This window comes from Paractinoplanes lichenicola (assembly GCF_016785085.1).
Lineage (GTDB): Bacteria > Actinomycetota > Actinomycetes > Mycobacteriales > Micromonosporaceae > Actinoplanes > Actinoplanes lichenicola.
This window is the reverse complement of the sequence record NZ_JAENHO010000003.1, coordinates 634,473-647,568: the sequence shown is the minus strand read 5'-3', so window position 1 is coordinate 647,568 and position 13,096 is coordinate 634,473. Positions and strand designations below refer to the sequence as shown.

The 13,096-nt window shown below is 72.0% G+C and carries 12 protein-coding genes; 4 read left to right on the top strand and 8 right to left on the bottom strand.

What is annotated here, in order from left to right; all coding sequences use genetic code 11:
* Positions 1–63: 63 nt before the first annotated feature.
* Positions 64–678, top strand: coding sequence for a hypothetical protein (locus JKJ07_RS12155; RefSeq protein ID WP_202991549.1), 615 nt, complete (start codon positions 64–66; stop codon positions 676–678).
* Between the two features lie 234 nt (positions 679–912).
* Here the strand turns inward: JKJ07_RS12155 and JKJ07_RS12150 are convergent, their stop codons facing one another.
* From JKJ07_RS12150 to JKJ07_RS12115, 8 genes are all read right to left on the bottom strand, one after another.
* A complete protein-coding gene (locus JKJ07_RS12150) occupies positions 913–1,401 on the bottom strand; it encodes a hypothetical protein (protein ID WP_202991548.1) in 489 nt (162 codons plus the stop codon).
* Positions 1,402–1,419: 18 nt separating this feature from the next.
* Positions 1,420–1,635 carry a hypothetical protein gene (locus JKJ07_RS12145; protein ID WP_202991547.1) on the bottom strand — a complete coding sequence of 72 codons (216 nt, stop codon included), beginning with the start codon at positions 1,633–1,635 and terminating at the stop codon, positions 1,420–1,422.
* Between the two features lie 31 nt (positions 1,636–1,666).
* A complete protein-coding gene (locus tag JKJ07_RS12140) occupies positions 1,667–4,849 on the bottom strand; it encodes a cyclic nucleotide-binding domain-containing protein (protein ID WP_202991546.1) in 3,183 nt (1,060 codons plus the stop codon).
* Between the two features lie 196 nt (positions 4,850–5,045).
* Positions 5,046–6,566 carry a S1C family serine protease gene (locus tag JKJ07_RS12135; protein ID WP_202991545.1) on the bottom strand — a complete coding sequence of 507 codons (1,521 nt, stop codon included), beginning with the start codon at positions 6,564–6,566 and terminating at the stop codon, positions 5,046–5,048.
* 39 nt (positions 6,567–6,605) lie between these two features.
* The gene (locus JKJ07_RS12130) at positions 6,606–8,186 is read right to left on the bottom strand and encodes a sensor histidine kinase (protein ID WP_202991544.1); all 1,581 of its coding nucleotides are present in this window, start codon (positions 8,184–8,186) and stop codon (positions 6,606–6,608) included.
* A gap of 10 nt (positions 8,187–8,196) precedes the next feature.
* The gene (locus JKJ07_RS12125) at positions 8,197–8,910 is read right to left on the bottom strand and encodes a response regulator transcription factor (RefSeq protein ID WP_202991543.1); all 714 of its coding nucleotides are present in this window, start codon (positions 8,908–8,910) and stop codon (positions 8,197–8,199) included.
* Between the two features lie 68 nt (positions 8,911–8,978).
* Positions 8,979–9,764, bottom strand: coding sequence for a lysophospholipid acyltransferase family protein (locus JKJ07_RS12120; protein WP_202991542.1), 786 nt, complete (start codon positions 9,762–9,764; stop codon positions 8,979–8,981).
* On the bottom strand, positions 9,761–10,525 hold the full coding sequence (locus JKJ07_RS12115; protein ID WP_202991541.1) for a GNAT family N-acetyltransferase: 765 nt from the start codon (positions 10,523–10,525) through the stop codon (positions 9,761–9,763). The genes JKJ07_RS12120 and JKJ07_RS12115 overlap by 4 nt, the downstream gene beginning before the upstream one ends.
* A 94-nt stretch (positions 10,526–10,619) precedes the next feature.
* Between JKJ07_RS12115 and JKJ07_RS12110 the strand changes: the two genes are divergently transcribed.
* The 3 genes from JKJ07_RS12110 to JKJ07_RS12100 are packed head-to-tail and all read left to right on the top strand — an operon-like array spanning position 10,620 to position 13,058.
* Positions 10,620–11,276, top strand: coding sequence for a hypothetical protein (locus tag JKJ07_RS12110; RefSeq protein WP_202991540.1), 657 nt, complete (start codon positions 10,620–10,622; stop codon positions 11,274–11,276).
* A 40-nt stretch (positions 11,277–11,316) separates the two neighbouring features.
* The gene (locus tag JKJ07_RS12105; protein ID WP_202991539.1) at positions 11,317–12,237 is read left to right on the top strand and encodes an ABC transporter ATP-binding protein; all 921 of its coding nucleotides are present in this window, start codon (positions 11,317–11,319) and stop codon (positions 12,235–12,237) included.
* The gene (locus JKJ07_RS12100) at positions 12,234–13,058 is read left to right on the top strand and encodes an ABC transporter permease subunit (RefSeq protein WP_202991538.1); all 825 of its coding nucleotides are present in this window, start codon (positions 12,234–12,236) and stop codon (positions 13,056–13,058) included. Before JKJ07_RS12105 ends, JKJ07_RS12100 begins: the two co-directional genes overlap by 4 nt.
* Positions 13,059–13,096: the final 38 nt, after the last annotated feature.

The following is a 13,096-nucleotide window of genomic DNA, read 5'->3' as shown; positions in this document are numbered from 1 at the left end:
AACCCCGCCCGTCGGGTGGCCGACACGCCGTATCCGGAGCGCGCGAGGCCACCCCTGACGAGCATGACAACCTTCCCCGTACGGCGTATCGCCGTCGCCGCCGCCACCACGATCACCCTATTGCTGCCGCTCGCCGCCTGCACAGCCACCGCCGACGTCACTCCCAAGCCCGTACCGGCTCCCACGCCGGCCCCTCCCGCAGCGCCCACGACTCAGCTGCCGCGTCAGAAACCCGCGGCGGACCCACCCGTCCCGAGCAGAACGACCGCCACCAAGACCGGCCGGACATCCCAGCCCCGCAAGACCGTCGTCGCCGGGACCGACCTCTTCGGCACCCAGTACGCGTACGTCACCTCGTACCGGGGCAACCGCGTCACCTTCGACCTGGTCGAATACTTCGAGTGGCCCGACGCCGCCAAGGCCTGCCGCGAAGACCACTTCACCACCGGCGAGGGCGTCCTCTGCCACGACTACTACATCCGCAACAAGAACCTCCGCCTACGCCGCCTGGGCGCCGACCCCGCCGGCCGCTACACCATGATCGACCCCACCACCGGCGACTCGGTCCGGGTCAGCATGGCCAAGTTCCTCAAGCAGGCCAAGACCGGCCAGCACTTGATCAAACTAACCATCGACGGCGGCCGCATCCTCGGCGCCGAAGAAATGTGGATGCTCTGACCACTCAGGTCTTGGCGCCCTGGCCACCGCGCCGGTCGACGGTTGAGCCAAGCCGCAGACATCGAGGGAGTACCGGCTCACGAGCGCCTCCACATCAAGACCTGCACGTACATCCTGCGCCGATCTCGCCCGCGACGAGGAGGTTACCGGCGGACCGGGCTTCGATCAGCAGGCCGATCGGCGCGAGCCTCCGCGAGCAGCACGTGCACCGTAGGTGGTCTTTCAGGCGGAGAGTCAGCTGCCCGGGTGGAGCCAGGTCGAGCGGTCGAGGAAGCCGTCGCCGTCGTCGTCGTGCATGCGTTTCTCGAAGACGCCGTCGTGGTCCTTGTCGTAGTCGGCGTAGTCGACCCGGTTGTCGAGGTCGAGGTCGGTGCCGATGAAGTCGACCCGGCCGTCGTCGTTCACGTCGACCAGGATGTCGACGCCGCCGTCGGCGCGGCCGCGGTATGTCGCGTCGTCGAGGGTGCCGTCGCCGTCGGCGTCGACCTCGTTGTCGTAGCCCTTGGGCGGTGGCGGGGACAGCTCGGCCTCCAGCGCGCCGACCGCCTCGGCGACGTTGGCGCCCACGGTCACGTCGGGCAGGCCGTCGAGCTCGTCGGGACGGTCGCCGAAGCCGGTGTGCGCCTCGGTGAGATTCTCCGTCGTGCGGGCGGCGACCATGCCGCTCACCGTGCCGAACTCCGACCAGGCGCCCAGGTCTTCGTAGCCGTCGTTGCGAGCCATGCCCTGACGGTACGTCGTTCAGTCCAGTTCGGGCATGGCCACCGGGTGCGGACGCGGCCGGCAGGTGCCGCACTGCACCGCGTCGTCCACCACCAGCGCCTCCGCCCGGCGCCGGGACTCCGACCGGCTCACCTGCAGCAGGTAGGGGCCGAACCGGGCGTGTTCGGCGCAGACGCCGCGGCCGCAGAAGCGGCAGCTCGCCCGGGCCGACTCGGCGCAGAACCAGCAGAGCATCGAACCTCCTGACGAAGGGGCCGTCCCCCCGTCAGTTCGGCGCCGTCGACCCTTCCTCCGGCCCCGGGGGCGGGGTCTCCGCCGGCGGGGCGGTGGTGGCAGGCGGCGTCGTGGCGGGCGGCGGCGCGGTGGTGCGGGGCGGGGTCGTCCGCGGCGGCGTCGGGTTGGTGGTCGCCGGCGGCGTGGTCGGACGCGTCGTCGGGCGGGTCGTCGGCGGGGCGATGGTGGGGTTGTCGTCGGGCTGACCCGGGTCGTTGCCGTCGCCCGGATCATCGGTCTGTGACGGTGTAGTCACAGTATCGGTAGGCGTGGGCGTCGCGCTCGGGGCGATCGACGGATTGATCGATTCCGAATCGGACGGTAGGGGCTCGTCGCTCGGCAGCGGCTCGGGGCTGCTCGACGGCGGCGCCTCGACCGGGGCCTCACCCGCGCACCCCAGCGACGTGCCGGCGACCTCGCTGGTCCTGCCGTCGACGGCGACCGTGCCCGACGAGACGACCACCGTCGAAGGCTCGATCTGATACCAGGCGGCGCCGCTGTTGGTGACCGTGCCCTGGCTGCGGTCCACGGTCAAAGCGAGCGGCTTGTACGCCCCGCTGGTGCTGCCCGTGCCGGCGAGGACGCGGCCGGTCTGCAGCGAGATGGTGGCCTTCGGGGCCTGGTCGCGGCCGCCGCCGGTGCTGAGGTTGCCGATGCCGACCCGGGTGTTCGCGCAGAGCATCGTCGTCGACCCGCCGGCGAACGTGAGGGTGGCCGCGGCCCGCGCCGGCACCTCGATCACCTCACCCTGGTCGAGGTAGCGCCGCGCGCCGTCGGCGAGGGTGGCCGGGGCGCCGTCGAAGGTGGCCGTGACCTGGCCCTCGTCGATCGAGAGGAGCACCCGGTCGGCCGGCATCTCGGCCCAGGCCGGGCCGGGGCGGAACGACAGGCCGGTCAGGAACAGGGCCGTGGTCAGCAGCACGACGACCAGCCAGGTCAGCACCCGCTCGAAACGGCGGTCGGCCTCGGGGGCGTCGCGGCCGTCGGGCGGGCCGGGCGGGATCGTCAGCGGCGGGTAGGCCGCGCCGCGCGGGGAGCCGGAGCGCAGCGACCCCTTGGCCGTGACCACGGGCATCGGCGAGCCCGGCCGGTGGGTGGCGCCGACCAGCGGCGGCAGATCGGAGGCGTCGGGCAGGACCCACAGCCGTACGGGGGTGATGGTCTGGGCCACCATGCCGGGGCTGCCGTCGCCGACCGGCCCGACCAGGGTGCCGCGGCGCAGCTCGACGCCGTCGGGCAGCGCGATCACGCCGGACTCGACCACCACCGCGTGGGTGGGGCCGGGCAGGATCACCGGCGCGCCCGGGTCGAGGTCGACCGGGTGGGCCGAGGCGATCAGCGCGAGCCGCTGGTCGGTGGCCAGCCCGGCCAGCGCGGGGGTGTCGGCGAACAGCGCCTCGGCCTCGGCCCGGTCGTGCGGCGGCGGGCCGGGCAGCGGACCGACCACAGTGGCCACCGTGGCGGTCGGGATCGAGAGCAGGGTCGTGCCGGCTGTGTGCCAGTCGAGCTGGGTGGACCGGCCGGTGATCGCGTTGACCAGGCCGACCACGGCGCCGGGGCCGACGTGGTGGCGGATCGTGCCGGGCGGGTCGCCGGGCCGGCGGGCCTCCAGGGCGCCCTCCACGACCACGAAGACGGCCTGCTGGGCGGCCCCCGCGATGACGATCTGGCGGCCGGTCGGCGGGTGCACCCAGCGGGCGCGCGAGGCCAGGCCCTGCAGCGCGGGCTCGGGCAGGCCGCCGAGGTCGGAGGCGCGCAGCGCGGCCAGCCGGCGGGGGCTGTCGGCCTCGCGGTCGTTCTCGACGCGGCGCAGCCGGGACAGGCTCCACCATCGGGTGAGCCGGCCGACGAGGAAATACACGATCGGGGCGGCCAGGCCGAGGGTGATCGCGATCAGCAGGAGGGCGCCGGTGACGCCCTCGTGCCACAGCCCGGTGGCCACGCCGGAGAGCCTGTCCTCCCAGAGACGGAAGGCCACGTTGACCGCGGCGGCCAGCCAGCAGACGGCCAGGAAGCCGTACAGGGCGATGAGACGGCCCTCGCGGTCGAGCTTGCCCCACTGCGGCGGACGGCCCCGCAGGCGGCCACCCACCCAGGCCAGCGCCCGGTTGCGCAGCTGCGGCACCTCGAGCCAGTTCATCAGCAGGTATTGCCCGTCGAGCGGGAGCAGCGGGCTGAGGTGGACGAAGGCGCTCAGGTAACACAGGAACGCCAGCTTGAAGCCCAGGTCGGCCGCCGCGGGCAGGGTCAGTCCGGCCAGCTGCGCGAGCCCGCCGAGCAGCAACGCGCTGAGCGGGCCGGCCGCGGAGACCAGCATGCGGGCGCGGCGGCCGGCCATCCAGACGTCACTGGTGTCGACGAACAGCGACGGCAGCCCGAACCAGACCAGGAACCCGGCCGCGGGCACCTCGCGCCCGGAGTGTTTGGCCGCCATCGCCCGGGCGTACTCGCGGACGCCGACGACGAGGGCGTTGAGCAGGATCAGGGTGATCGCGCCGTACAGGTAGGAATCGCCGGTCAGGAACAGCGAGCGGCTGCCGCGGGTCCAGGTGGCGACGAACAGGCCGAGGCCGGCCACGGCGAGCACGGCGGTGACGATGCCGACGGCCTTGTTGAAGAACAGCTTGCCGCCCGTGCGGTAGAGCAGCGAGACCAGGCCGTCGACGTTGAGCAGCAGCATGCGGCGGCCCCGGGCCGCGGCCAGCAGCGAATTGCCGACCCGCTCCCCCACCGGCTTGCGGCGCAGCTCCTGCAGCGGGCGGAACGCGTCCATCGGCAGCTCGTCGAGCATGCGGTTGCCGGCCAGGTCGGCGACGACGCGGCGCACCTGGTCGGGGGCGAGCCGGCCGGCGATGCGGGCGAACTCGGCGACCAGCCGGGCCACCGTGTGCTCGCCGTCCATCAGCAGCGCGAGCTCCCACTCCTCGGGGGTCAGCCGCAGATAGCTGGCGCGCTCGCCGTCATCGGGCGAGCGCAGCATGATGTAGTCGCTGCCGCGGGCGCCGGTCAGCTGGACGTATTCGACTCCGGCGCGGAGCACGGGACGGGCGCTGGTGGGGTTCAGCCGGTCGACGACCGCGCCCCACAGCCCGGGGTCGGCCGGCCCGGAGGGCTCACCGGGGGCGCGACCCGCCAGCGCGTCCCACACATTCCCGCGGGTCTCGACGTAGGTCAACCTGGTGCCTCTCACTGCCGGGGTACCGCCGATGGCGAATGGAGATTAGGCGGTTTGCCTGCGTGATGGCGAGTCCCGGGTGGGGAAAAGAACGGATTCCTCCGGAAGTCGGAGATTAGCGCCGAACAAACGTACGGCGGGCGGCGTGACAACCCCCTTGTCACACCACCCGCCGTAGCGAAAGGGCAAAGCTTCTCTACTGGGCCTCGGCCAGAGTGACTGTGACCTGCTTCTTCTCGCCGCCGCGGGTGAAGTCGAGCGTCATCTTCTGCCCGACCGCGCCAGACTGGACCGCCGCGACCAGGTCGTCGGAGTCGCCGATGTTCTTGCCGTCGGCCGCCGTGATCACGTCGCCCTGCTCGAGCCCGGCCTTGGCCGCCGCGCTGTTGGCAGTGACCTGACTCACCAAAGCGCCGCCGTTCTCGGCCTCGGTCACGCTGACGCCAAGCGCCGGGTGGCTGACCTTCTTGCCGGCCATCAGGTCGTCGACCACCTGCTTGGCCTTGTCGCTCGGGATCGCGAAGCCGAGGCCGATGTTGCCCGTGCTCTGGCCCTGGGTGGCGATCGCCGAGTTGATGCCGATGATCTCGCCGTTGGTGTTGACCAGGGCGCCGCCGGAGTTGCCGGGGTTGATCGGCGCGTCGGTCTGCAGCAGGCCCGACATGGTGGTCGAGGCACCCTGCTGGCCTTGCTGGCCGCCCTCGCTGCCGGACTGGATCGTGCGGTCCTTGGCGCTGACGATGCCGGCCGTGACCGAGCCCTCCAGGCCGAGCGGGCTGCCGATCGCCAGCACGGTGTCGCCGACCTGCATCTTGGCGCTGCTGCCGAAGGTGGCGGGCTTGAGGTCGGCGACGTCGGTGACCTTGACGACGGCCAGGTCGGTGCGCTCGTCGGTGCCGACGATGGTGGCGTCGGCCTTCTTGCCGTCGGCGAAGATCACGGTGACCTTGTCATTTTGGGCGCTCGCGACCACGTGGTTGTTGGTGACGATGTAGCCGTCGCCCGAGATGACCACGCCGGAGCCCTCACCGCTGCCGGTGGTGATCGAGACGACGCTGTCCTGCACCGCGGCGGCGATCTGAGCCAGCGACGAGCGGTCGACCACGCGGGTCACCGAGGAGTTGCCGGTCAGCACCGAGGGGGACGAGCCGTCGTCGTCGAAGGCGAGCGCGGTCGCCGCGCCCACGCCGCCCGCGCCCAGCGCGATCAGCACCGCGGCGGCGCCGGCCACGAAGATCTTGCGGCCGCGGCCGGTGTTGCGGGGCCGCTGCTGGTCGACCGGCAGGGCCCAGGCGGGCTGGCCGTCGGCCGTCGGGGTCCAGGGCTGGCCCTGCGTCTCGCCGCCGAGGGGCTGGGTGTGGGTCTGCGCCCACCCGGGGTTGTAGGCGGCGTGCGGCTGACCGTAGCCGGGCTGCTGGCCGTAGCCGGGGTAGTGCTGCTGCTGCGGCCAGGGCGCCTGCTGCGGCCACTGATGAGTGGGAGCGCCCGTGACGGGGACACCGGACTGCGGAACACCCGATTGGGGGGCTGCCTGGGGAGCGCCGCCCGGCTGGGGAGCGCTCGACACCGGCCGGGCCCACTGGGGGGCCTGCGGCGCCGCCGGCTGCGGGGCAGCGGCGGGCAGCGCGGCGGTCGGCTGCTCAGACTGTCCCCGCTCCGGGCTGCTGCTCTCAGAGGAGGCGTCCGCGGGTCGCGGGTCGGTCTCGTTCTCGTTCATGCCCACAACCTTGCCCCGTAGCTCTCGGACCGACCTGTGTCAGGCCTGGATGTTTTCTGTGAAGCCTTTATCCGGATTTAGGGTAGGCAAAGTCACCCGGAAGGTGGCTCCCTGGCCCGGTTCGGAGATCACCTCGACGTTGCCTTGATGCGACCTGACGATTGCCGCAACGATCGCCAGACCGAGCCCCGTGCCCGTGGCGGCCCGCTGGGTGTTGCGGGTGCGGGCCTCGTCGGCGCGATAGAACCGCTCGAAGACGTGCTCCTTCTGCTGCGGCGAGAGCCCGGGCCCGGTGTCGGCCACCTCGACCACCGCGCGATCGCCCGACTCGGCGTAGAGCCGCAGCGTGACGGTGGCCTCGGCCGGGGTGTGGACCAGCGCATTGGTCATCAGGTTACCGATCACCTGACGCAGCCGGGCGTCGTCGCCGTACGCCACGAGCTGCTCCGGCTGGTCGCGGACCTCGAGCTCGATCGTGCGCTCGGGCGCGGTCGCCTCGGCCGCCTGCACCGCGTCGAGGGCCAGCACGGGCAGCTCGACCGGGCCCAGCGTGAGCGGGCGCTCGCGGTCGAGCCGGGCCAGCAGCAGCAGGTCCTCGACGAGCAGGCCCATCCGGGCGGCCTCGTCCTCGATCCGGCGCACCAGCCGGGCCACGTCGTCGGGGTTGGTCACGGCGCCCTGGCGATAGAGCTCGGCGAAGCCGCGGATGGTGGTCAGCGGCGTGCGCAGCTCGTGCGAGGCGTCGGCCACGAACTGCCGCATCTTGCCCTCGGACTCGACCGCGCGCGCCTCGGAGGCCTGGGCGGAGTCGGCCGCCTCGACCGCGACCGCCTCGGCCGCCCGGGCCGCCGCCTCCGACTGCTCGCGCGCGCTGAACGCGGCCTCGATCTGGGCCAGCATCGCGTTGAGGGCCTTGGCCAGCCGGCCCAGCTCGGTCTGGGGCTCGCCGTCGTGCGCCTCGGGATCAGGCACGCGCTGGGTCAGGTCGCCGGCCCCGATCGCCGCCGCCGTGCGCTCTATCTGCAGCAGCGGCACGAGGCTCTGGCGCACGATTGCCGCGCCGATCGAGGCCAGGGCGATCAGCACGCCCACGCCGACCAGCAGGTCGACCCAGACCATCTGGTTGACCGCCAGGCCGATCACCGAGAGCTTCTCGCCGACCTGGATGACCGAGCCCCACTGGTCGATCACGACCACGACCCGCCACACGACCTTGCCGCTCGGGGAGCGCACCGTGTACGGCTCGCCGAGCAGCGGGTTGACCACGTCGGAGCCCTTGACCAGGGGCGGGGTGTCCTCGGGGCCGAGGTCGGGGTCGCCCACCACGGGCGGGTCCGGCCGCACCCCGTCGATGCTGCTGGACGAGACATAATAGTCGCTCGGGACCGGGATCTCGGAGCCCTGGCGGGCCTTGGCGATCGTCGCCGCATAGATCGACAACGACGTGTCGAGCCGGTCGAGCAGGTAGTTGTGCAGCGCGTACGTGCTGGCGGCGCTGATCGCGGTGAGCGCCGCGAACACCAGGATGAGGACGGACGCCACCAGCTTGATGCGCAGCGAGACCTTACGCAGGCTGGGCTGCGGCGGGATCGAGGCGCGGACCCGCTCGGTGAGCGTCACGGCAGGGGGCTCAGACGGCGGGTTTGCGCAGCACGTAACCCACCCCGCGCAGCGTATGGATCAGCCGGGGCTGGACGTTGTCGACCTTGCGCCGCAGGTACGAGATGTAGGACTCGACGATGTTGTCGTCGCCGCGGAAGTCGTACTTCCAGACGTGGTCGAGGATCTGCGCCTTGGAGAGCACCCGGTTGGCGTTGAGCATGAGGTAGCGCAGCAGCTTGAACTCGGTCGGCGAGAGCTGCACCCGCTGGCCCGCGCGATAGACCTCGTGCGTCTCCTCGTCGAGCTCGAGGTCGGCGAAGACCAGGCGGGACGGCTCGTCGTCGCCCTGCGTCGTGCGCCGCAGCACCGCCCGGATCCGCGCGGTGAGCTCCTCGAGGCTGAACGGCTTGGTGACGTAGTCGTCGCCGCCCAGGGTCAGGCCCCGGATCTTGTCGTCGGTGCCGTCGCGGGCGGTCAGGAAGACCACCGGGGTGCGCTGGCCACCCTCGCGCATGAGCCGGATGACCTCGAAACCGTCGAGGTCGGGCAGCATGACGTCGAGCACGACGAGGTCGGGAGTGGTGTTCTTCGCCGCGCTGACCGCCGCGCTGCCGCTCGTCGCGGTGCTCACGTCGAAGCCGGCGAAGCGAAGGCTGGCGGAGAGCAGCTCGAGGATGTTCGCGTCGTCCTCGACGACGAGCAGTTTCGCCTCGCTCTGCTTGGGCTGGGTCGTAGCGGCCATGACACCCAGTATTTATCAGCCCGCTGCACCGGGGCTGCACGGAAGCTGAAAGTTTTCTGTAAACGCTCTCAGGCGGCCAGGCGGTAGCCGCCCACTCCCATCGAGGCCTGGGCGGCGCGGGCCAGCATGCGCCGGTCGGCGCCGGGGGCCGGGCGCAGCGCGGGCGCGCTGACCAGGGTGACCGTCAGCGACCGTAGCGCGGCCACCCGGCGTACGGAATCGAAGAGGGTGTCGTCGCCGATGAAGGCGGCCGCCGTCGAGTCGTAGTTGATCGAGACTGGCACCACCGGGGCGCCCGCGTCGACCGCGGCCTGGAACAGCGCCGGGCGGAACCGGCCCCGGTTGGCGCCGCAGAACGTCGTGCCCTCGGGGAAGGCGGCCACCGTACGGCCCGAGCGCAGCGCCGCGGCCACCTCGCCGACGGTGCCGGGCAGCGACTTCGGCCGCGAGCGGTCGATGAAGATCGCCCCGGACAGGCCCGCGAGCGCCCCGATCCCGGGCCACGCGCCGACCTCGCCCTTGGCCACCAGGCGCACCGGCGAGACCGCCATCAGCACCAGGATGTCGAGCCAGGAGACATGGTTGGCGACGAGCAGGCTGCCGGGCTTGAGAGCCGGGCCGCGGCGGACGAGCCGGATGCCGAGCACCCGCAGCATCGCACGGGCCACGGCCTGCAGGGCCGGCCCCCGCAGCAGGGGAGCCAGCAGCAGACCGCCGACCAGCACGAAGGCCAGGCCGATCATGCGCAGGGTGCCGGCGCCCGGGGTGACATGGCGGTCGGCGCCGTCGCGGCAGTGGTCGCCGCAGCCCGAGACCGGCTGCCAGAGGCCGGTCAGCGCGCCCCCGGCGATCATCGCGCGGCGCCGAGGAAGTGGCGGCGGTAGCGCGGGTCCATGCGGTCCATCGAGAACAGCACGTAGAAGTCGGCGCAGTCGAAATCCGGGTCGTACGCGGGCTGGCCGCAGACCCAGGCGCCGAGCCGCAGGTAGCCCTTGAGCAGCGCGGGCGGCTGCGTCTTGGGGTCGCCGACCAGCTCGGTGCGGGCCAGCCAGTTGTTGCGCGGGGTGACCCGCAGGGTGGGCGGGGACAGGTGCTTGGCCTGCACGCGGGCCCAGACCCCGGCCGCGGTCACGCCGCCGTCGTTCAGCGGCACCGAGGCGCAGCCGGCCAGCCAGCGCAGGTTGTTCAGGTGCAGGTAGCGGGCGATGCCGGCCCACATCAGGTTGATCACCGAACCGCTGCGGTGGTCGGGGTGCACGCACGAGCGGCCGGTCTCGACCAGCTGGTCGCGCAGCGGGTGCAGCGCGGACAGGTCGAACTCGCTGTCGCCGTAGCGCCGCCCGGCCCGCTCGGCCGCCTTGGGCGGGAGCATCCGGTAGGTGCCGACCACCGCGCCGGTCGCGTCGTCGCGCACGATCAGGTGGTCGCAGTAGTCGTCGAACTCGTCGACGTCGCGCCCGTCGGCGGTGGCGCCCGGCAGGGTCGCACCGAGCTCACTGCCGAAGACGTCGTGGCGCAGTCGCTGCGCGGCCGCGACCAGGCTCGGGTCGTCGGCGATGAGCAGGGTGTAGCCGCTGGTCCCGGTGGGGGCGGCGGCAGTCAGTAGAACGGCCATGTGATGTGTGTAAGTGCGACAACTGCCGATGGAATGTCGCGCCAGGAGGCGATTCATGGCTACAAAATGAACGGCTTGTGCGAGTGTTCCTCGCATGCAGATTCCGGCACGTTTCAACGGCCCGCCCGCGTCCGGCAACGGAGGGTGGTCAGCGGGCGCGTTCGCGGCCGCGGCCGGCGCCCGGGCAGGCTCCCCGGTCCTCGAGGTCACGCTGCGGGTGCCGCCGCCGCTGGACACCGAGCTCAGGTTCTCCGCCGGTGCAGTGCACGACGGCGACACGCTGGTGGCGACCGTTTCCGAGGCCGAGGGCGAGATCCCGGCCGTCACCCCGGTGGGCCTGGCGGTGGCGGTGGCGGCGGCCGAGTCGTACGAGGGCTTCACCCGGCACCCGTTCCCCACCTGTTACGTCTGCGGGCCGGAGCGGACGGACGGGCTGCGCATCTTCTCCGGGCCGCTGCCCGACGGGCGTACCGCCGCGCCCTGGGTCGTGCCCGCCGAGGCCGGCCTGGAGGTGGTGTGGGCCGCGCTGGACTGCCCCGGCGGGTGGACTGCGCTGCGCAGCGGCCGCACCTATGTGCTGGGCCGGATCGCGGTGGCCGCCGACGCGCTGCCCGAGCCCGGCTCGACCTGTGTCGTGGTGGGCGAGGCGACCGAGTTCTCGGGTCGCAAGGCGAAAGTGCTCTCGACCCTGTACGACCCGGACGGCACGCCGCTGGCCAGGGCCAGGGCCACCTGGATCGCCACCACCTAGTAAGTTGACCACTCACTCCACGGGGAAGGGGACTCTGTCGATGACCGGGCCAGGCACCGACGAGATTGTCGTCGATCGCCTCACCAAGCAGTACAAAAAACTCCGAGCGGTAGATGATCTGTCGTTCCGCGTCCGCTCAGGCCGGGTGACCGGCTTCCTGGGCCCCAACGGCGCCGGCAAGACCACCACCCTGCGCATGCTGCTCGGCCTGGTCACTCCGACCGCGGGCACGGCCACCTTCGGCAGTCAGCGCTACACCGAGCTCAGCGATCCCGTACGCAAGGTGGGCGCGGTGCTCGAGGCCTCGAGCGCGCACCGGGGCCGCACCGGCCGCAACCACCTGCGGATGATCTGCCGGGCCTCGGGCCTGCCCGACAAGCGGGCCGACGAGGTGCTCGAGCTGGTCGGGCTCACGCCGGCCGCCGGCCGCAAGTTCAAGGGCTACTCGCTGGGCATGAAGCAGCGGCTGGGCATCGCCGCCGCCATGCTGGGCGACCCGCAGGTGCTGATCCTCGACGAGCCGGCCAACGGGCTCGACCCCGAGGGCATCCGCTGGATGCGTGACCTGCTCAAGTCGCTGGCGTCCAACGGCCGTACGGTGCTGGTCTCGAGCCACCTGCTGGGCGAGATGCAGCTGCTGGCGGACGACGTGGTGATCGTCGCGGCGGGCAAGCTGATCACGCAGGGCCCGGTCGACGAGGTGCTCGGCGGCATGACCGGCGGCGTGCAGGTGCGGGTGCGCACCCCGCAGGCCGAGGCGCTGACCGCCGCCCTCTCGGAGCTCAACGCGTCGGTGACCGCGACCCAGGACGGCGCCCTGCTGGTGCACGGGGCCGAGGCCGCCGCGGTGGGTCACGCGGCCTTCGCGGCGGGGGTCGAGCTGCACGAGCTGGCCACCGAGCGCGGCGACCTCGAACAGGTCTTCCTGCAGCTCACGGCCGGAAAGGCGGGCATCCGATGAGTCTGGTCAACGCCGAGCTCTTCAAGGTCCGCACCACCTCGCTGTGGTGGATCATGGGGATCATCCTGGTTCCCCTGTACGCGGCCAGCGTGCTGGCCAACTGGGCCCAGGCCAGCGCGGGTCAGCCGCCGTCGGACGCCGGGGTGTCCGACACGCAGACCGCGCAGATCGAGGCCGCGCTGCAGCCGATCAACGTGGCGACCAACCTCTACACCAGCGGGCAGTACTTCGGCGTGCTGGTCGTCCTGTTGCTCTCGGCGATCATCGTGACCAGTGAGTTCTTCCACCTCACGGCGACCACGACGTTCCTGACGACGCCGCGCCGCGAGTCGGTCATCCTGGCCAAGTTCGCCGCCGCGGCCGTCATCGGCGTGCTCGTCTGGCTGTTCACCACGGTCCTCAACCTGCTCGTGGTCCCGCTGATCATGAACAACCTCGACCTGGGCAGCCAGCTCGGCGAGGCCGCCGTGTGGCGGGCGATCGGGCTCAACCTGCTGGCCTTCGTGCTCTGGGCGATCCTGGGCGTGGGCGCCGGCGTGCTGATCCGCAGCCAGATCGCGGCGACGCTGATCCTGGCGATCACCTACGTGGTCGGCACCTCGGCCATCGGTCTGATCTTCTTCCTGCTCAGCGAGTACGTGGCCGAGTGGATCAACAACCTGCAGGTGCTGGTGCCGACGACGGCGTCGCAGCTGATGATCTCCGGCACCGACCTGCCCGGCAGCCCGCCGCGCTGGGTCGGGGCCGTGGTGATGATCGGTTACGCGGTCGTGCTCGGCTTCTTCGGCACCTGGCTGACGAAGCGACGCGACATCAGCTGACGTTTCGCCGGAGGGATTCGGCCGACAGGTCACACACT

Bases quoted from the DNA above. Each gene is read 5' to 3' on its own strand.
- JKJ07_RS12155 (WP_202991549.1), top strand. From the start codon at position 64: ATGACAACCTTCCCCGTACGGCGTATCGCCGTCGCCGCCGCCACCACG.
- JKJ07_RS12150 (WP_202991548.1), bottom strand. From the start codon at position 1,401: ATGGCTCGCAACGACGGCTACGAAGACCTGGGCGCCTGGTCGGAGTTC.
- JKJ07_RS12145 (WP_202991547.1), bottom strand. From the start codon at position 1,635: ATGCTCTGCTGGTTCTGCGCCGAGTCGGCCCGGGCGAGCTGCCGCTTC.
- JKJ07_RS12135 (WP_202991545.1), bottom strand. From the start codon at position 6,566: ATGAACGAGAACGAGACCGACCCGCGACCCGCGGACGCCTCCTCTGAG.
- JKJ07_RS12125 (WP_202991543.1), bottom strand. From the start codon at position 8,910: ATGGCCGCTACGACCCAGCCCAAGCAGAGCGAGGCGAAACTGCTCGTC.
- JKJ07_RS12120 (WP_202991542.1), bottom strand. From the start codon at position 9,764: ATGATCGCCGGGGGCGCGCTGACCGGCCTCTGGCAGCCGGTCTCGGGC.
- JKJ07_RS12115 (WP_202991541.1), bottom strand. From the start codon at position 10,525: ATGGCCGTTCTACTGACTGCCGCCGCCCCCACCGGGACCAGCGGCTAC.
- JKJ07_RS12110 (WP_202991540.1), top strand. From the start codon at position 10,620: ATGCAGATTCCGGCACGTTTCAACGGCCCGCCCGCGTCCGGCAACGGA.
- JKJ07_RS12105 (WP_202991539.1), top strand. From the start codon at position 11,317: ATGACCGGGCCAGGCACCGACGAGATTGTCGTCGATCGCCTCACCAAG.
- JKJ07_RS12100 (WP_202991538.1), top strand. From the start codon at position 12,234: ATGAGTCTGGTCAACGCCGAGCTCTTCAAGGTCCGCACCACCTCGCTG.